This is a genomic window from Chromobacterium sp. HL1 (assembly GCF_057418835.1).
Genome location: NZ_CP162399.1, coordinates 3,514,252 through 3,530,801, shown reverse-complemented (window position 1 = coordinate 3,530,801; position 16,550 = coordinate 3,514,252). Strand labels below are relative to the sequence as shown.

17 protein-coding genes are annotated in these 16,550 nt (G+C 65.0%); 7 read left to right on the top strand and 10 right to left on the bottom strand.

Features of this window, described 5'->3' with window-relative positions:
- Nucleotides 1–56 precede the first annotated feature (56 nt).
- A complete protein-coding gene (gene gpmI, locus AB1Z25_RS15905) occupies nucleotides 57–1,580 on the bottom strand; it encodes a 2,3-bisphosphoglycerate-independent phosphoglycerate mutase (RefSeq protein ID WP_486635642.1) in 1,524 nt (507 codons plus the stop codon).
- Nucleotides 1,581–1,683: 103 nt separating this feature from the next.
- Between gpmI and AB1Z25_RS15900 the strand changes: the two genes are divergently transcribed.
- Nucleotides 1,684–1,980: an ArsR/SmtB family transcription factor gene (locus AB1Z25_RS15900; protein ID WP_019100570.1), complete on the top strand. Its 297-nt coding sequence runs from the start codon at nucleotides 1,684–1,686 to the stop codon at nucleotides 1,978–1,980.
- Nucleotides 1,981–2,105: 125 nt separating this feature from the next.
- Here AB1Z25_RS15900 and AB1Z25_RS15895 read toward each other — a convergent pair whose 3' ends face one another.
- The 3 genes from AB1Z25_RS15895 to AB1Z25_RS15885 form a co-directional block, all read right to left on the bottom strand.
- Complete coding sequence (locus AB1Z25_RS15895; RefSeq protein ID WP_199225815.1) at nucleotides 2,106–2,336, bottom strand: hypothetical protein; 231 nt, start codon at nucleotides 2,334–2,336, stop codon at nucleotides 2,106–2,108.
- Nucleotides 2,337–2,485: 149 nt separating this feature from the next.
- Nucleotides 2,486–3,358: a 4-hydroxybenzoate octaprenyltransferase gene (gene ubiA, locus AB1Z25_RS15890; protein ID WP_235087302.1), complete on the bottom strand. Its 873-nt coding sequence runs from the start codon at nucleotides 3,356–3,358 to the stop codon at nucleotides 2,486–2,488.
- The gene (locus tag AB1Z25_RS15885) at nucleotides 3,355–3,882 is read right to left on the bottom strand and encodes a chorismate--pyruvate lyase family protein (RefSeq protein ID WP_227104441.1); all 528 of its coding nucleotides are present in this window, start codon (nucleotides 3,880–3,882) and stop codon (nucleotides 3,355–3,357) included. Before AB1Z25_RS15885 ends, ubiA begins: the two co-directional genes overlap by 4 nt.
- Before the next feature lie 133 nt (nucleotides 3,883–4,015).
- On the opposite strand from AB1Z25_RS15885, the gene AB1Z25_RS15880 reads away from it, so the two are divergent.
- The 3 genes from AB1Z25_RS15880 (at nucleotide 4,016) to AB1Z25_RS15870 (ending at nucleotide 5,651) form a co-directional block, all read left to right on the top strand.
- A complete protein-coding gene (locus AB1Z25_RS15880) occupies nucleotides 4,016–4,372 on the top strand; it encodes a CidA/LrgA family protein (protein WP_486635641.1) in 357 nt (118 codons plus the stop codon).
- Nucleotides 4,365–5,081, top strand: coding sequence for an LrgB family protein (locus tag AB1Z25_RS15875; protein ID WP_486635640.1), 717 nt, complete (start codon nucleotides 4,365–4,367; stop codon nucleotides 5,079–5,081). Before AB1Z25_RS15880 ends, AB1Z25_RS15875 begins: the two co-directional genes overlap by 8 nt.
- 111 nt (nucleotides 5,082–5,192) lie before the next feature.
- On the top strand, nucleotides 5,193–5,651 hold the full coding sequence (locus AB1Z25_RS15870) for a SixA phosphatase family protein (RefSeq protein ID WP_107798500.1): 459 nt from the start codon (nucleotides 5,193–5,195) through the stop codon (nucleotides 5,649–5,651).
- A 64-nt stretch (nucleotides 5,652–5,715) separates the two neighbouring features.
- Here the strand turns inward: AB1Z25_RS15870 and metE are convergent, their stop codons facing one another.
- The gene (gene metE, locus AB1Z25_RS15865) at nucleotides 5,716–8,007 is read right to left on the bottom strand and encodes a 5-methyltetrahydropteroyltriglutamate--homocysteine S-methyltransferase (RefSeq protein ID WP_486635639.1); all 2,292 of its coding nucleotides are present in this window, start codon (nucleotides 8,005–8,007) and stop codon (nucleotides 5,716–5,718) included.
- A gap of 92 nt (nucleotides 8,008–8,099) precedes the next feature.
- Here metE and AB1Z25_RS15860 point away from each other — a divergent pair, with 92 nt between their 5' ends.
- Entirely contained in the window at nucleotides 8,100–9,032 is a 933-nt protein-coding gene (locus AB1Z25_RS15860; RefSeq protein WP_486635638.1) for a LysR family transcriptional regulator, read from the top strand.
- 114 nt (nucleotides 9,033–9,146) lie between these two features.
- Here the strand turns inward: AB1Z25_RS15860 and AB1Z25_RS15855 are convergent, their stop codons facing one another.
- The 5 genes from AB1Z25_RS15855 to glnA all read right to left on the bottom strand — a co-directional run bounded on the left by AB1Z25_RS15855 (nucleotide 9,147) and on the right by glnA (nucleotide 14,634).
- On the bottom strand, nucleotides 9,147–9,887 hold the full coding sequence (locus AB1Z25_RS15855; protein WP_486635637.1) for a substrate-binding periplasmic protein: 741 nt from the start codon (nucleotides 9,885–9,887) through the stop codon (nucleotides 9,147–9,149).
- 29 nt (nucleotides 9,888–9,916) lie between these two features.
- Nucleotides 9,917–11,374 (bottom strand): nitrogen regulation protein NR(I), encoded by a 1,458-nt coding sequence (ntrC, locus tag AB1Z25_RS15850; RefSeq protein WP_486635636.1) that lies wholly within the window; start codon nucleotides 11,372–11,374, stop codon nucleotides 9,917–9,919.
- Between the two features lie 72 nt (nucleotides 11,375–11,446).
- A complete protein-coding gene (gene glnL / locus AB1Z25_RS15845; protein WP_107798503.1) occupies nucleotides 11,447–12,499 on the bottom strand; it encodes a nitrogen regulation protein NR(II) in 1,053 nt (350 codons plus the stop codon).
- Nucleotides 12,500–12,621: 122 nt separating this feature from the next.
- Entirely contained in the window at nucleotides 12,622–13,104 is a 483-nt protein-coding gene (locus tag AB1Z25_RS15840) for a DUF4124 domain-containing protein (RefSeq protein ID WP_107798504.1), read from the bottom strand.
- A gap of 111 nt (nucleotides 13,105–13,215) precedes the next feature.
- Nucleotides 13,216–14,634 (bottom strand): glutamate--ammonia ligase, encoded by a 1,419-nt coding sequence (gene glnA / locus AB1Z25_RS15835; RefSeq protein ID WP_486635635.1) that lies wholly within the window; start codon nucleotides 14,632–14,634, stop codon nucleotides 13,216–13,218.
- A 350-nt stretch (nucleotides 14,635–14,984) separates the two neighbouring features.
- Between glnA and AB1Z25_RS15830 the strand changes: the two genes are divergently transcribed.
- Nucleotides 14,985–15,437 carry a rhodanese-like domain-containing protein gene (locus AB1Z25_RS15830; RefSeq protein ID WP_107798506.1) on the top strand — a complete coding sequence of 151 codons (453 nt, stop codon included), beginning with the start codon at nucleotides 14,985–14,987 and terminating at the stop codon, nucleotides 15,435–15,437.
- A 193-nt stretch (nucleotides 15,438–15,630) separates the two neighbouring features.
- On the top strand, nucleotides 15,631–16,452 hold the full coding sequence (gene aroE, locus AB1Z25_RS15825; RefSeq protein ID WP_107798507.1) for a shikimate dehydrogenase: 822 nt from the start codon (nucleotides 15,631–15,633) through the stop codon (nucleotides 16,450–16,452).
- Nucleotides 16,453–16,550 lie beyond the last annotated feature (98 nt).

The following is a 16,550-nucleotide window of genomic DNA, read 5'->3' as shown; positions in this document are numbered from 1 at the left end:
GTCCTCGAGCGAGGGGTCCGGCTCCTTGACGCCGGCGGAGCCGGCGGCGGCGGGTCTTATTGGAGTTCGATCAGCGATTGACCGGTCATCTCCGCTGGTTGTTCCAGGCCCATCATCGCCAGCAGCGACGGCGCGATGTCGCGCAGCGAGCCGCCGGCGCGGATCCGGGCCGGACGGCCGACGTAGAGGAAGGGCACCGGGCTCAGCGTGTGCTGAGTGTGCGGCTGGTGGTGTTCGGCGTCGTACATCTGTTCGCAATTGCCGTGGTCGGCGGTGATCAGCACCTCGCCGCCGGCGGCGCGCATCGCCTCCACGCAGCGGCCGACGCAGTCGTCCAGCGCTTCCACCGCCTTGACCGCGGCGTCGAAGATGCCGCTGTGGCCCACCATGTCGCCGTTGGCGTAATTGCAGATGATGGCCTGATATTGGCCGGAGGCGATGGCGGCGACGATTTTGTCCGTGACTTCGCCAGCGTTCATTTCCGGCTGCAGGTCGTAAGTGGCCACCTTGGGCGATGGCACCAGGATGCGGTCTTCGCCGGGATAGACCTGCTCCTCGCCGCCGTTGAAGAAGTAGGTGACGTGCGGGTATTTCTCGGTTTCTGCGATGCGCAGCTGTTTCAGGCCCTGGCTGGCCAGGTATTCGCCGAAGCCGTTGCTGATTTTCTGCGGCGGATAGGCGATGGACAGGCGGCTGTAGGCTTCGCCGTAGGAGGTCAGGGTGACGAAGTCGGCGAACTTGGGCTGGCGCGCCTTGAAGCCGTCGAAGGCCGGGTCGGTCAGCGCGCTGACCAATTGGCGCGCGCGGTCGGCGCGGAAATTCATGAACACCACGACGTCGCCGTCGCGCATCCGGGCGCTCTCGCCGATGGCGGTGGCCTTGACGAACTCGTCGTTCTCGTCGCGGGCGTAGGCCGCTTCCAGCGCTTCCAGGCCGTTGCGGGCGTGGAACCGGCCTTCGCCTTCCACCAGCAGCCGGTAAGCCGGCTCCAGGCGCTCCCAGCGTTTGTCGCGGTCCATCGCCCAGTAGCGGCCGGTCACGGACGCCAGGCGCGCGGCCGGGCATTCCGCCAGCACCGCGTCCAGCCGTTCCAGATAGGTCTTGGCGCTGCGCGGCGGGGTGTCGCGGCCGTCCAGGAAGGCGTGCACGTGGATGCGCGCGACGCCGGCGGCCTGGGCCGCGCGGATCAGCGAGTGAATGTGGTTTTCATGGCTGTGAACGCCGCCGTCGGACAGCAGGCCCATGATGTGCAGCGTCGCGTCCTTGGCTTTGGCGATGCCGGAGACCAGCGCGGGATTGGCGGCGAAGCGGCCGTCTTCGATGTCGCAGTCTATGCGGCTGATGTCCTGTTGCACCACGCGGCCGGCGCCGATGTTGAGGTGGCCCACTTCGGAATTGCCGAACTGGCCGGAGGGCAGGCCGACGAAGTTTTCCGAGGCGTTGATGGTGCCGTAGGGGAAGGTCTGGCGCAGACGGTTCCAATTAGGCATCGAGGCATGAAGAATTGCGTTGTCATCGCCTTCGGTGCGATGGCCAAAACCGTCGAGAATCAACAACAACACCGGTTTGATGGATTTCATGGCATTCACATTCTGAATATTAGAAAATCTTGATGGTATTGGATTTAGTGTAGTATTGTACCGCAGTCAGACTAAATAAAATGACTCTACAGGGAGAGAAGCCTTGCTGTTCAACGATGACCAGATCGAGCAGACCTCGAGGGCGATGAAAGCCATGTCGCACCCGCTGCGTTTGAAGATCATATCGGTGCTGGAAGACCAGGAAGTGAGCGTGCAGGATATAGTCGAGCAGGTGGGCACGTCGCAGAGCAATATTTCTCAGCATTTGGCCATTATGCGCGACAAGGGCGTGTTGCGCACGCGTAAGGACGCCAACCGCGTTTATTACCGCGTCGGCGACATCCGCACGCTGGAAGTCTTGAAGATGATGCGCGAGGTGTTCTGTGGCTTCGGCGAATAATTCTCCGCCCGGCTGACGCCCGCCGCCGGCCTCCGGCCGGCCTTTGATCGTACCCGGATATGAAAACGCCGCGGCGCATGGCGAGCCGCGGCGTTTTTGCGTCGGGCCCTCGGCCCGGCGATCAATTACTTGGCGGCGGAAGCCGCTTTGTGTTCAGCTTTCTTTCCCGAATGTTTGTGGCCGGATTTCTTGTGGTGCGCGGCGCCCGAAGCATGTTTCTTGTGGTGCTTTTTGCCGGCCTGCTTGTGTTCGGCCTTGTGCTCCATTTTCTTTTCGGCGGCGGGCGCGGACGCCGGGGAGGCGGCCAGGGCGCTAGTGGCGAAAGCAGCGGCGATCAGAGCGGAAATCAGTTTCATGATATGTCCTTTCTTGTGTGAAGCCGGTGGTGCATGTCGGCTGCAATTCCAAATGGGTGGAATATGCCTTCTCTGGGATTGAACCCTTCTCGAAAAGTTCACAGGAATTCATAAAGTATCGCTGCGCCGCAAAATGATGACATTGGGTTTTACGGCAACCAGTAGCTGAGCGCCACGCCGACGAGGATGGCCGCGCCTACGCGATTATTGTCGAGAAAGGCTTTGAAGCAGGCGGCGCGGTCGCGTTCCCTGATGTCCTGATATTGCTTGGCCATCAAGACGACGGCCACGAGCAAGGACAGGTAAAAAGGCCAGGCCAGCGCCAGGTGTAGGCCGATGCCGGCCATCAGCGCGAGGAAGACGGCGTGGAACAGCATGATGGCCAGCACGTCGTAGTCGCCGAAGGTGATCGCCGAGGTCTTGATGCCGATCTTGAGATCGTCCGGTTTGTCGCTGATCGCGTAGGCGGTGTCGTAAGCCAGCGTCCAGCTGGCGTTGGCCAGCAAGAGCAGCCAGGCCAGCGCCGGCACCTCGCCGGTCTGGGCGGCGAAGGCCATCGGGATGCCGAAGGAGAAGGCCAGGCCCAGATAGGCTTGCGGCACCGGGAAGAAGCGCTTGGTGAACGGATAGCTGGCGGCGATGAACAGCGCCGGCACGCTCAAGAGCAGGGTCAGGCCGTTCAGCGGCAGGATCAGCAGCAGCGACAGCAAGGCCAGACCGGCGGCCAGCAGCAAGGCCTCCTTCTTGCCGACCGCGCCGCGGGCGAACGGCCGTTGCCGGGTGCGCGCCACGTGGCCGTCGAAGTCGCGGTCCGCGTAGTCGTTGATCACGCAGCCGGCCGAGCGCATCAGAAAGGTGCCGACGACGAAGATCAGCACGATCAGCGGGTCGGGCCGGCCCTGGCCGGCGATCAGCAGCGCCCACAGCGTAGGCCACAGCAGCAGGAAAGTGCCGATGGGCTTGTCCATGCGCATCAGTTGCATGTAAACCGTCAAACGTTCATTGAGGCGGGTGGCGTTCATCGCAGGAAATTCTCCAGCTCCGGCAAAAAGAGTTCGCAAACCAGCAAGGGGGCCTGCCGCAGCAGAAAGCGGCAGCGCCGCGCCGGGTAGCTGGCGTGCGGGCTGAGTCGGGCCGCCGGCGCGAACAGCGGATGATCGGCGGCGATGAGGCGGTAGCGCAGCGGGTCGCGGAGCAAATCGGGCAGACCGCCGAACAATGTCAGACCCAGCGAGCGGCTGCCGCGGTCTAGAATGGGCTGCCAGGCCGCGCAGTCCAGACGGGTGACGCTGCGGGCGAACACCACCGGGGTGTCGTCCAGAGTCAGCGCCACCTCGCGGGCCTGCAGCGGCGCGCCGGCGGCCAGGCCGAGCGGCTGCGCCTCGTCTTCCAGGCAGGCGTCGGGGCCTTGCCGCAGCACGCGCACGGCGAAGCGGCGGCCGGTGCTTTGCAGCCGTTCGGTCAGCGAGCCGGCTTCGGTGAGACAGGATTGCGCGGCGGCGGACAGCGCCGGCGGTTCCGGCAGCCAGATTGGGGGATTGGGCATGGCGCGCATTATGCCAAAGCCGGCGGGGGCTTGTCCCGCCCCTTCTGCGACGCGACGCGCGCCCATCTGTCTATCCCCAAGCGCAAGCCGGCGGATTATCATGTCGTCATCAAGGGGAAGGAGGAATGATCGCATGATGGAGACTGCGCTGTGGCTGCTGGGCTATCAATTGGCGGGGGAGGTCTTGTCGCGCGGTTTGGGCGTGCCGGTGCCGGGACCGGTTCTGGGCATGCTGCTGCTGTTCGTCACCCTGTGCGCGCGCCGCGGGGCGCCGGCGACGCTGCAGACCCATGCGCCGCGTTTTCTGGCCCATATGTCCTTGCTGTTCATCCCGGCCGGCGGCGCGGTGCTGGCGTATCAGGCCTTGCTGGCCGATTACGGCGCGCGCCTGGCGGCGGTGCTGGTCTTGTCGACCTTGATCACCTTGCTGGTGCCGGGGCTGGCCTTGCATTGGATGCTGGCGCGGCGGCGAGGAGGCGGGCATGACTAGCGTCGGCGTATTGTCCGCGCTGAGGGAGTCGCCGCTGACCGGGGTGTTCATCACGCTGCTGGCTTACCGGCTGGCCTTGGGGTTTAATCGCCGTTGCCGCGGCCATCCGCTGTCCAACCCGGTCTTGATCGGGGTGTTGCTGGTGCTGGGCTGGCTATTGCTGACGCGCACCGATTACCGGCAGTACATGCAGGGCGCGCAGTGGATACAGATGTTGCTGGGGCCGGCGACGGTGGCTTTGGCGGTGCCCTTGTACGGCAATCTGAGCCGGCTCAAGCGCGCGGCCGGGCCGCTGGCGCTGAGCATCGCCTTGGGCGGCGTCACCGGCATCATCAGCGCCGTGGGCCTGGGTTGGCTGTTCGGCTTGCCGCGCGAGGTTTTGCTGTCGCTGAGCACGCGGGCGGTGACCACGCCGATCGCGATGAGCGTGTCGCAAAGCATAGGCGGGGTGCCGGAGTTGGCGGCGATGTGCGTGATCCTGTCCGGCGTTTTCGGCGCGGTGGCGGCGCGGCCCTTGTTCAACGGTCTGCGCCTGCGCGACGATATGGCGCTGGGCGTGGCCACCGGCATTTCCGCGCACGGGATTGGAACGGCGCGGGTGTTTCAGCTGTCGGAGACTGCGGGCGCCTTCGCCGGCCTGGCGATGGGCTTGAACGGGGTGCTCACCGCCTTGTTGGTGCCCTTGCTGCTGGCGCTGTTCCCGTTGTAGCGCGCCGGCGGTTTTCATTTCGCAGTCGCGCCAAGCCGCGCATCCCGCCTTGGGCGGGTGCCCGACTTGGCTCGCTTGCGCCGAATTAAAAATATTTGACGAGGGGTGTGTATGGATTTGATTTTGTGGCGCCACGCCGAGGCCGAGGACGGCTCCGATGATCTGGCTCGCGCGCTGACGCGGCGCGGACAGCAGCAGGCCAGCCAGATGGCGTCCTGGCTGCGGGTGCGCCTGCCGCGCGATTATCTGCTGCTGGCCTCGGAGGCCAAGCGTTCGCAGCAGACGGCGGCCTTGCTGGCGAAAAGCTTTCAGACCTTGCCGGCGCTGAACCCGACGGCGTCGCCGGAGGAGGTGCTGGAGGCGATAGGCTGGCCGGAGACGGACCGCACCGTGGTGCTGGTCGGCCATCAGCCTTATATCGGCTGGCTGGCGTCCAGCCTGTTGTCCGAGCAGCAGCAGTTGTGGAGCGTGAAGAAGGGCTCGATCTGGTGGTTGAGCCACCGCGAGCGCCACGGCATAGAGCAGACGCGTTTGAAGGCGATGATGACGCCGGGCATGTTGCAGCCTTGAGTCGGAACGAAAAAAGGCCCCTCGATCGAGGGGCCTTTTCTATTGTGTCGACAGATTGAACGCTTCAAACGACGGCGTCGGCCTCCTGCGCCAGACGCCGGCGCAGCGTCTTGCTGACCTTGACCATGCTGGAGAGCGCGGCCTCCACCTCGGGCCAGCCGCGGGTTTTCAGGCCGCAGTCGGGGTTGACCCACAGTTTTTCCGGCTCGATCACTTGCAGCGCCTTTTCCAGCAGCTGCTGGATTTCCGCTTCCGGCGGCACCCGCGGGCTGTGGATGTCGTAGACGCCGGGGCCGATGGCGTTGGGATAGCGGAAGTGGCCGAAGTCCTGCAACAGCTCCATGTCCGAACGCGAGGTTTCGATGGTGATCACATCGGCGTCCAGTGCGGCGATGGCCGGCAGGATGTCGCCGAACTCCGAATAGCACATATGGGTGTGGATCTGGGTGGCGTCGGCCACGCCGTGGCAAGACAGCCGGAAGGCCTCGCCGGCCCAATCCAGATAGGCGGCGCGATCGGCGCGCTTCAGCGGCAGGCCTTCGCGGATGGCCGGTTCGTCGATCTGGATCACGCGGATGCCGGCGGTCTCCAGATCGCGCACCTCGTCGTTCAGCGCCAGGGCGATCTGGCGGCAGACTTCGCCGCGCGGCAGGTCGTCGCGGACAAAGCTCCATTGCAGGATGGTGACCGGGCCGGTCAGCATGCCCTTGACCGGACGCGGGGTCAGGCTTTGCGCGTACTCCGCCCATTCCACGGTCATTGCTTGCGGCCGCGCCACGTCGCCGAACAAAATGGGCGGCTTCACGCAGCGGCTGCCGTAGCTTTGCACCCAGCCGCCCGCGGTGAACACGAAGCCGGACAATTGCTCGCCGAAGTACTCCACCATATCGTTGCGTTCGGCCTCGCCGTGCACCAGCACGTCGATGTCCAAAGCCTCCTGACGGCGGATCGCCAGCTCGATTTCCTGCCGCATCGCCTGGCGGTAGGTGTCGGCGGACAGCTCGCCGCGTTTGAAGGCGGCGCGAGCGCCGCGGATGGAGGCTGTCTGCGGGAAGGAACCTATGGTGGTGGTGGGCAGCAGCGGCAGCTTGAGCCAGGCTTGCTGCGCGGCGGCGCGCGCCGGATAGGCGCTGTGGCGGCGGTCGGCGTCGGCCGGCAGCGTGGCCAGGCGTCGCTGCACTTCGGGGCGGTGGATCAGCGGGCTGGCGGCGCGCTGCTGACGGGCGTAGTCGCTGCCGGCCAATTCATTGGCGATGGCTTCGCGGCCTTGCTCCACGCCGCGTTTCAGCACTTTCAGCTCATTGAGTTTTTGCACCGCGAAGGCGAGCCAGGTTTTGACGTCGATGTCGAGCTGGGTTTCCGCGGCCAGGTCGAAGGGCGCGTGCAGCAGCGAGCAGCTGGGGGCGATCCACAGACGCTCGCCCAGATCGGCGGCCAAGGGTTGCAGGCTGGCCAGCACGCGGGACAGATCGGCGCGCCAGATATTGCGTCCGTCGATGACGCCGGCGGACAGCACCTTGTCCTGCGGCCAGCCGTCGGCGAAGGCCGCCAGTTGCAGCGGCGCGCGCACCAGGTCCAGGTGCAGGCCGGCAACCGGCAAGCGTTGCAGCAGCTCGGCGTGTTCGGCGACGCTGCCGAAGTAAGTCGCCAGCAGCAGGTTCAAGGAACCGTCCTGCAATTGCCGGTAGGCGGGTTCGAAGGCGGCCAGCCATTCCGGCGGCAGGTCCAGCGCCAGGATGGGCTCGTCGATCTGCACCCATTCCACCTTGGCCGCCGCCAGCGCGGCCAGCACGTCGCGATAAGCCTGCAGCAGGGCGGGCAGCAAGGACAGCCTGTCCAGGCCGGCGTGCTTGGCCTTGCCCAGCCACAGCAGCGACAGCGGTCCCAGCAGCACCGGCTTGGCGCGCAGGCCCAGGGCCTGGGCTTCGCGCACTTGCGCCAGCAGGCGCTCCGGCTGCGCCTGGAAGGCGGTGTCCTCATGCCATTCCGGCACCAGATAGTGGTAGTTGGTGTCGAACCATTTGGTCATTTCCAGCGCCGGCTGGCCGGCGTTGCCGCGCGCCAGTTGGAAATATTGCTCGGTGCTCAGCCGGGCGGCGTCGAAGCCGAAGCGCGGCGGAATAGCTCCCACCAGCAGCTGCGCGTCCAGCACGTGGTCGTACAGGGAGAAGTCGCCTACCGGGGACAGTTCCACGCCGGCGCCTTTTTGCAGCAGCCAGTGGCGCTGGCGCAGTTCGCGCGCGCCGCTCAGCAGCGCGGCTTCGTCGATTTCGTTTTTCCAGTAGTTTTCCAGCAGGGTCTTCAGTTCGCGCTTGGCGCCGATGCGGGGAAAGCCGAGCAGGTGCAGGGTGGTCATGGCGGACTCCTTGGTTCGTGATGTCCCTAGCATTGCGCAAGCTGTTGTATGATACAAACTCATTATTTTGCCAGTTAACATGAAATGAATTCATGATGAGCATTCTGGAGATCCGACATCTGCGCACCCTGCTGGCGCTGGCCGAAACCGGCAGCGTGTCTTTGGCGGCCAGCCGCCTGTTCCTGACCCAGTCCGCGCTCTCGCACCAGTTGAAACAATTGGAGCAGGGCTATGGCATGAGCTTGTTCGAGCGCAAGACCCAGCCGCTGCGCTTCACCGCCGCCGGCGAGCGGCTGCTGGCGCTGGCGCACGACCTGAACGCCCGGGTGGCGTCGGCGGAGCGCGATCTGGCGCGGCTGCGCCAGGGGGAGGCCGGCGAGTTGCGGGTGGCGGTGGAGTGCCATACCTGCTTCGACTGGCTGATGCCGGCGATGGACGCATTCCGCCAGCATTGGCCGGGCGTTGAACTGGACATTGTGTCCGGCTTCCACACCGATCCGGTCAGCCTGCTGCTGAGCCATCGCGCCGATCTGGCCATCGTGTCGGAGGCGGAGCTGCAGGCCGGCGTCGATTACCAGCCGCTGTTCGCTTATGAGATGGTGGGCATCGTGGCGCGGGATCACCCGCTGGCGAACAAGCGCTGCTGGCTGGCGGAGGACTTCGCCGGGGAAACGCTGATCCATTACCCGGTGCCGGACGAGATGCTGGATCTGGTGCGCAAGGTTTTGCGTCCGGCGGGCGTCAACCCGGCGCGGCGCAGCAGCGAGCTGACCATCGCCATCATCCAGCTGGTGGCCAGCCGCCGCGGGGTGGCGGCCTTGCCCTACTGGGCGGTCAAACCCTATCTGGAGCGCGGCTACGTGGTGGCGCGGCCGATAGGCGAGAGCGGTTTGAGCAGCGAGTTGTACGCGGCGGTGCGCAGCGACGACGGCGGCCTCGCCTATATGCAGGATTTTCTGGCCACGGTGAGAGAGCAGAGCTTCGCCACCTTGCCGGGGTTGACGCCGCTGGGCGCGGCCGCCTGACTGGGAAGCGGTTTACGATCGGCTGCGCGCCGTCTGCGACATGCTCATGCGCCACGAGTAGATTCCGCTTTCTCCGCTGGTCTCGCCCTTGCTCACGAGACTTTGAACCGGTTCTTAGGGCAGGTCCAATTGCCGGCGCAGCGACGGCAATTGATTCCAGACGCAGCGCATGCGTTCCGGATGCGCCTGGCCGTAAGCCTTGCCGAACACCAGATAGCTGTTTTCGGTCTTCAGCGGCGGCAGCAGCTTTTTCATGCGCAGCTGCGGGTGTTGCGCCAGGTAAGCGTCGCCGCCGGGTTCGTGCATGGCGAAGGCGGCGATGCGGCCCGCCTGCAGCTTGGCGAAATTTTCTTCCAGATCGGCGCCGGCCTCGGTGGGAATCCGGCGGGCTTTCAATACGCGGATGACCGACCAGCCGCGATTGACGCCGACGCTGTCGTCCTCGGGCAGGTCCAGCCGGTGGCCATCCCAACGCAGTGTTGAAGTTTGCGGAACGTAGAGCACGTAGGACAGCGCGGTCAGCCTCAGCCGGCTGTCCGCCAGCTCGCCGCGCATCGGATAGAGCATCTGCTTGGCGCGGTCAGTCTGGAAGGAGAGCATGGCGGCGGCGTCGGCCTGGTTCAGCGCCAGGCTGCGCAGCAGGCGTCGCGCCGGCAGCTGTCGGAACTGGGCGTGCAGGCCGCAGTGTTCCGCCGCTTGCCGGGCGAGGTCGATGACGGGGCCGGACAGTTGCGAGGAGGTCTGTTGGATGAAGGGCGCCGGTTCGGCGCTGCCGACGACGATGCGCAGGACGGGAGCGGCGTGGACCCACCCGCCGGCCAGCAGGGTGAGCAGCGCCAGCGCGGATTTGGACATGGGCGGGTCCTTGCGGAATGATCATGGATTCATTTTATGAGCCCGAGATCGGCCTTGTCATGGCTTTCATCGGCATGGGCTTCCAAACCCAGTTCCTGGATCTTGCGGGTCAGGGTGTTGCGGCCCCAGCCCAGAAGGTGAGCGGCCTCCACTTTGCGGCCGCCGGTATGGGTCAGGCCGCTGCGGATGCAGCTGGTTTCGAAGCGCCGGGTCAGCTCGTCGATGATGCCGGCCTCGCCGGCGCGCAGGCGGCGGCTGACCTCTTCGGCCAGCAGCTGCGGCCAGTCAAGCTGTCCCGCTTCCGCGCCGCCGGCATGGCGCGCGCCGGCGGCCGGGTCGCGCAGTTCCTGCGGCAGATCGGCCACTTCCACGGTCTGGCCGGGCGCCATCACGCTGATCCACTGGCACAGGTTTTCCAGTTCGCGCACATTGCCGGAGAACAGGCTGTGCTTGACCACGTCCATGGCGGCGTCGCTGAGCCGCTTGGGTTCCACGCCCAGCTGGGTGGCGCTCTTGGCCAGGAAGTGGCGGGCCAGCAGCGGGATGTCCTCGCGCCGTTCGCGCAGCGGCGGCAGCCGCAGGCGGATTACGTTCAGGCGGTGGTAGAGGTCTTCGCGGAACTGGCCGTCGCGCACGCGCTGTTCCAGGTTTTGATGCGTGGCGGCGATGACGCGGACATTGGCCTTGATCGGGGTGTGGCCGCCGACGCGGTAGAAGTGCCCGTCGGACAGCACGCGCAGCAGCCGGGTTTGCAGCTCGGTGGGCATGTCGCCGATCTCGTCCAGGAACAGGGTGCCGCCCTCGGCCTCCTCGAAGCGGCCGCGACGGGTGGCTTGCGCGCCGGTGAACGCGCCTTTTTCATGGCCGAACAGTTCCGACTCCAGCAAGTCCTTGGGAATGGCGGCGGTGTTCAGCGCGATGAAGGGTTTGCCCGCGCGCACCGAGTGGCGGTGCAGGGCCTCGGCCACGCGCTCCTTGCCGGTGCCGGATTCGCCGGTGATCAGCACGGTGACGTTGGACTGGGACAGCCGGCCGATGGCGCGGAACACGTCCTGCATCGCCGGCGCTTGGCCCAGCAGCACCGGCATCGCTTCCGGATGATCGCTGACCGTGATGTCCGGCCGGCTTTCCGCCAGCGCGCGCTCGATCAGCAGCACCGCCTGATCGACGTCGAAGGGTTTGGGCAGGTATTCGAAGGCACCGCCCTGGAAGGCCGCTACCGCGGAATCCAGATCGGAGTGCGCGGTCATGATGATGACGGGCAGCGTCGGGTGCTCGGACTTGACCTTGGACAGGAATTTCAGCCCGTCGGTGCCCGGCATGCGGATGTCCGAAATGATGACTTGCGGGGCGCGGTCGTAGAGCGCGTTCAGCGCGTCGTCGGCGCTGGCGAAGCTGTCGAAGCCGATGCCGGCGCGCCCCAGCGCCTTTTCCAGCACCCAGCGTATCGCCTTGTCGTCGTCAATAATCCATACCGCTTGGTTCATCGCGAAATCCTTGTGCTCGGCGCCGCCGGCGTGAGCGGGCGGCGGCAATGTGTTTGGGGTGGACGGGTCCGCTCAGTCCGTGGCGAAAGGCAAGGTCACGGTGAAGCAGGTCTGTCCCGGCCGGGAGTCGAATTCGATATTGCCGCCGTGCTGGTGGACGAAGGCCTGGGCCAGGGTCAGCCCCAGGCCGGTGCCTTCGGCGCGGCCGGTGACCAGCGGGTAGAAAATATGGTCCTTGATCTCGTCGGGGATGCCGGGACCGTCGTCGATGATCTGCAATTTCAATGCCAGGGTGTGGCGTTTGCGCGCCAGCGTCACCTGGCGCGCCACCCGGGTGCGCAGAATCAATTGGCCGCGGCCCTTCATCGCCTGAACGGCGTTCTTGACGATGTTGAGCGCCACCTGGATCAGCTGTTCCTTGTCGGCCACCAGCTGGGGCAGGCTGGTGTCGTAGTCGCGGCGAATCTGCAGGCCCTGCGGATATTCGGCCAGGGCGATGCTGCGCACGCGTTCCAGCACTTCGTGGATATTGATCTCGCCGCGCACATGGCTGCGGTGCGGCGCCAGCAGCCGGTCGACCAGCGATTGCAGCCGCAGCGCCTCCTCCTTGATCACCGCGGTGTATTCCTTCAGCTCCGGGCGGTCCAGCAATTCGTGCTCCAGCAATTGCGCCGCGCCGCGGATGCCGCCCAGCGGGTTCTTGATCTCATGCGCCAGGTTGCGGATCAGCTCCCGATTGGCCTGGTGTTGCAGCAGCAGCCGTTCCTCGTTGGCGATCTTCAACTGCTGATCCAGCGGCCGCAATTCGATCAGCGCGAGTCCGCCGTCCGCGTCCACCGGGGCCACCGACAGCGCGATGTGCAGCGCCTGTTCGCTGTGCTGCGGGATCAGTTCCAGATCGTGCTCGATGAAGCTGGCGTTGTGGCGCAGCGCGGTGGACAGCGCCTGGCGCAGCGCCGGGCAGGGCTGGAACAGATCGAACAGGCTGTGGCGGCGCAGCTCGCGGCTGCCCAGCGCCAGCAGGTTCTCGCATGCGGGATTGACGAAATGCAGCGCGCCGTCGGCGTCGACGATCAGCACGGGGGTGTCCAGCAGTTCTAGTCCGGCAAAGCTGGTCGGCGGCATGGTGCGGTGTGTCCTGTAGGCTGAGGCGGAGGGCTTGCGCAGGCTGAGCAAAATTCGGGCCATGCCCGCGCGCCCGGGAATGGCCCATTTCTTTTCAGTATGCACCATGATGGTGCGTCAAACTAGTTCTGCCCCAGCTCGCGACGCAAGGCTTCCACGTTTTTTTGGCGGTCGGTGACTTCGTCCTGCAGCTTCTGCACCCGGTTCAGGTATTTCTGGTAATTGCGGGTTTCGTCGCCGTTGCGCGTGGCCTTGCCGTCGGTCAGCGCCTTTTCCGCCTCGCTCAGTGCTTTTTGCTCATTGGCCAGCTCCTGTTCCAGGATCTTGCGGCGGCCGTTGTCGCGCTGCTTCTGGGTGCCGGGATCGACGCTGGGGTAGCTGCCGGAGGGCTTGGCGTCTCCGTTGCCGCCGCTGCTGTTGGCGGGGGAGGCGCTTTTCTTGTGCTGGCTGGGATAGGAGGAGAGCGGGTTGAGCCGGATCGCCTGCGCGCCGCGTATCGGCACATTGGTGAAAGTGACGTTGCCGTCTTTGTCCACGTACTTGTAAACGGTGGCGTGAGCGGAGGCGCTCAGCAACAGCAAGAGACAAAGCGATAGAGTTTTCATGGGCGGCGTGTCGAGTTCCGGGTTTCAGCTCTGCAATGATATGCAAATCCGCCGGACAAGTCATATATGAAAACGGCAGCCCGGAGGCTGCCGTTTTTCCATGCGCCGGTATTACAGCGAGTAATACATCGCGAATTCCACCGGATGGGTGGTCATGCGGGTCAGGCTGACCTCCTGCATCTTCAGTTCGATGTAGGCGTCGATCCAGTCATTGGAGAACACGCCGCCGCGGGTCAGGAACTCGCGGTCCTTGTCCAGAGCGGCCAGTGCCTCGTCCAGGCTGGCGCACACGGTCGGGATCAGCTTGTCTTCTTCCGGCGGCAAATCGTACAGGTTCTTGTCCGCGGCGTCGCCCGGGTGAATCTTGTTCTGAATGCCGTCCAGGCCGGCCATCAGCAGAGCGGAGAAGCACAGATAGGGGTTGGCCAAGGGGTCCGGGAAGCGTGCTTCGATGCGGCGGCCTTTGGGGCTGGCCACATGCGGAATGCGGATGGAGGCGGAGCGGTTCTTGGCGGAGTAGGCCAGTTTCACCGGCGCTTCATAGTGCGGCACCAGGCGTTTGTAAGAGTTGGTGCCCGGGTTGGTGATCGCGTTCAGCGCCTTGGCGTGCTTGATGATGCCGCCGATGTAGTAGAGCGCGGTTTCGGACAGGCCGGCGTAGCCGTCGCCGGCGAACAGGTTCTTGCCGTCCTTCCAGATGGACTGGTGCACGTGCATGCCGGAACCGTTGTCGCCGACGATGGGCTTGGGCATGAAGGTGGCGGTCTTGCCGTAGCTGTGGGCCACGTTGTGCACCACGTATTTCAGGATCTGGGTCCAGTCCGCGCGCTGGGTCAGGGTGCTGAACCTGGTGCCGATCTCGTTCTGGCCGGCGGTGGCCACTTCGTGGTGGTGCACTTCCACCGGGATGCCCAGCTCTTCGAGCAGCAGCACCATGGCGGAGCGGATGTCTTGCGAGGAATCCACCGGCGGCACCGGGAAGTAACCGCCCTTGATGCCCGGGCGGTGACCCATATTGCCGCCTTCGAACTCCTCGGCGGAAGCCCAGGCGGCTTCTTCGGCCTTGATCTTGACGAAGCAGCCGGACATGTCTGTGCCCCAGGTCACGCTGTCGAAGATGAAGAATTCCGGTTCCGGGCCGAAATAGGCGGTGTCGCCCAGGCCGGAGGCCTTAAGATAGGCTTCGGCGCGTTTGGCGATGGAGCGCGGGTCGCGGTCGTAGCCCTTGCCGTCGGCCGGATCGATCACATCGCAGTGCAGGAAGACGGTGGGTTCATCGTAGAACGGGTCGATGCGGGCGGTGGCCGGGTCGGCCATCAGCAGCATGTCGGATGCCTGGATGCCTTTCCAGCCCGCGATCGAGGAACCGTCGAAAGCGTGGCCGTGTTCGAACCATGCGTCCGGATCGTCCAGCAGCACATGGGCCGGAATCGACACGTGTTGTTCTTTGCCGCGGGTATCGGTAAAGCGCAGGTCGATGAACTTGACATCATTTTCGGTAATCAGCTTGACTACGTCTGCAACCGCCATGGTTTTCTCCTGAAAGGCTACATGCATCATGTGCGAATGAGTGGATGGCAGGCTCTTAAGCATTAAGCGTGCCAGCTTTGAAATCGCTGAGATTCCATTGTGTCATAGCCCAAAACCGGGCGCTAGCGGAGTTGAATGAACCAGGGTGGTGCCTGGATTCGGCTTATGCACCAAAACAGGGCGTTGACGGCATTGCGGCCGTCTTCGTCGATATGGATAATCCGTATATTCCGTATATTAAGGTAACGAGAGCGGCTGACAAAACCCCGCTAAGACGCTGAGGCCGGCCGGCGCAGCGTCAAGGGGTGTCGGCGGTTCGACAAGGCGGCCGGGCCGCGGGGAGAGCTTGCATGGATCAGATGACGCGGCTATTGCAACAGGCGCGGCGCCGGGCGGAAGAACAGGGCTTGCCCTATCGCGGCGCCTTGACGCCGCAGGAAGCGCACCAGCTGAAGCAGGCGATGCCGGAAGCGGTGCTGCTGGACGTGCGCAGCGCGGCGGAATGGCAGTTCGTCGGCGTGGTGCCCTATGCCCAGCGGCTGGAGTGGCGAAGCTTTCCCGGCATGCAGCCCAATCCGCGTTTCATCGAGCAATTGCAGGACATGCTGCCCAAGGACGGCGTGCTGATGCTGATGTGCCGTTCCGGCGTGCGCTCGGACGAAGCGGCGCGCATGGCCGCCGCCGCCGGTTACACCGAAGCCTACAACGTGCTGGAGGGGTTTGAGGGCGACAAGGACGCCGACGGCCACCGCAACACCGTGGGCGGCTGGAAAGCGCGCGGCCTGCCCTGGCAACAAGGCTGAGCCGGGGCCGGCGCGGCGACGTCGTGGTTGAAGTTTGGCGTATTCCACGGCAAAGTGTCATAGCGCCGCCGGCAGGGCGGCGCGGACGCGACGAGAGCCGCCAACAAAGCCAAGCGAGACGCGGCGCCGGGGCTTTGTTAGCCACTCTCTATCCGAATACCGAAAACATAGCCAAATCTTGGAAAGCTGACTCATGACCGACCGTTACGCCGTTATCGGCAACCCTGTTTCGCACAGCCAGTCGCCGTTCATCCATAACGAATTCGCGACGGCCACCGGCCAGGATATCGCTTACGACAAGTTGTTCGCCGAACTGGGGCGTTTCAACGAGGTGGTGGCCGAGTTTGTCTCCGCCGGCGGCAAGGGCCTCAATATCACGCTACCGTTCAAGGGCGACGCCTACCGTTTCGCCAATGAGCTGACCGAGCGCGCCCGCGCGGCGGAGGCGGTCAACACCCTGTGCTTCCGCGACGGCAAGATCTACGGAGACAACACCGACGGCGTGGGCCTGGTGCGCGACATCGTGGACAATCTGGACTACCCGATCGCCGGCGCCAAGGTGCTGATCCTGGGCGCGGGCGGCGCGGTGCGCGGCGTGCTGGAACCCATCCTGGCGCAAAAGCCGGCCTCCTTGACCATCGCCAACCGCACGCTGATCAAGGCCGAGGCTCTGGCGCATCACTTCGCGCCCTGGGGCAAGGTGGAGGCCATAGGCTACGAGCAATTGAAGGGCCGCAGCTTCGACATCGTGATCAACGCCACCTCGACCAGCCTCAGCAATGAATTGCCGCCCATCCCCTACGGCCTGTTCACCGCGCGCACCCTGGCTTACGACATGGTGTACAGCAAGGGCCTGACGCCTTTCTTGCAACGCGCGCAGGCGGAAAACGCCGGCATGTTGGCCGACGGCCTGGGCATGCTGGTGGAGCAGGCGGCGGAGTCCTTCGCCATCTGGCGCGGCGTGGAGCCGGCCACCCGCAAGGTGACCAATATGCTGCGGGAAGTGCTGGCCTGACGCTCGCCGGGTCCGGCGGGTCCGGACCCATCAACAAGGCGTCGCTTTTCCCTCCCGCGGTTTGAATCCCAATCCCCCTTGCCCTGCGAGGGGGCTCG

Bases quoted from the DNA above. Each gene is read 5' to 3' on its own strand.
- gpmI (WP_486635642.1), bottom strand. From the start codon at position 1,580: ATGAAATCCATCAAACCGGTGTTGTTGTTGATTCTCGACGGTTTTGGC.
- AB1Z25_RS15895 (WP_199225815.1), bottom strand. From the start codon at position 2,336: ATGAAACTGATTTCCGCTCTGATCGCCGCTGCTTTCGCCACTAGCGCC.
- ubiA (WP_235087302.1), bottom strand. From the start codon at position 3,358: ATGAACGCCACCCGCCTCAATGAACGTTTGACGGTTTACATGCAACTG.
- AB1Z25_RS15885 (WP_227104441.1), bottom strand. From the start codon at position 3,882: ATGCCCAATCCCCCAATCTGGCTGCCGGAACCGCCGGCGCTGTCCGCC.
- AB1Z25_RS15880 (WP_486635641.1), top strand. From the start codon at position 4,016: ATGATGGAGACTGCGCTGTGGCTGCTGGGCTATCAATTGGCGGGGGAG.
- AB1Z25_RS15875 (WP_486635640.1), top strand. From the start codon at position 4,365: ATGACTAGCGTCGGCGTATTGTCCGCGCTGAGGGAGTCGCCGCTGACC.
- AB1Z25_RS15870 (WP_107798500.1), top strand. From the start codon at position 5,193: ATGGATTTGATTTTGTGGCGCCACGCCGAGGCCGAGGACGGCTCCGAT.
- metE (WP_486635639.1), bottom strand. From the start codon at position 8,007: ATGACCACCCTGCACCTGCTCGGCTTTCCCCGCATCGGCGCCAAGCGC.
- AB1Z25_RS15860 (WP_486635638.1), top strand. From the start codon at position 8,100: ATGATGAGCATTCTGGAGATCCGACATCTGCGCACCCTGCTGGCGCTG.
- AB1Z25_RS15855 (WP_486635637.1), bottom strand. From the start codon at position 9,887: ATGTCCAAATCCGCGCTGGCGCTGCTCACCCTGCTGGCCGGCGGGTGG.
- ntrC (WP_486635636.1), bottom strand. From the start codon at position 11,374: ATGAACCAAGCGGTATGGATTATTGACGACGACAAGGCGATACGCTGG.
- glnL (WP_107798503.1), bottom strand. From the start codon at position 12,499: ATGCCGCCGACCAGCTTTGCCGGACTAGAACTGCTGGACACCCCCGTG.
- AB1Z25_RS15840 (WP_107798504.1), bottom strand. From the start codon at position 13,104: ATGAAAACTCTATCGCTTTGTCTCTTGCTGTTGCTGAGCGCCTCCGCT.
- glnA (WP_486635635.1), bottom strand. From the start codon at position 14,634: ATGGCGGTTGCAGACGTAGTCAAGCTGATTACCGAAAATGATGTCAAG.
- AB1Z25_RS15830 (WP_107798506.1), top strand. From the start codon at position 14,985: ATGGATCAGATGACGCGGCTATTGCAACAGGCGCGGCGCCGGGCGGAA.
- aroE (WP_107798507.1), top strand. From the start codon at position 15,631: ATGACCGACCGTTACGCCGTTATCGGCAACCCTGTTTCGCACAGCCAG.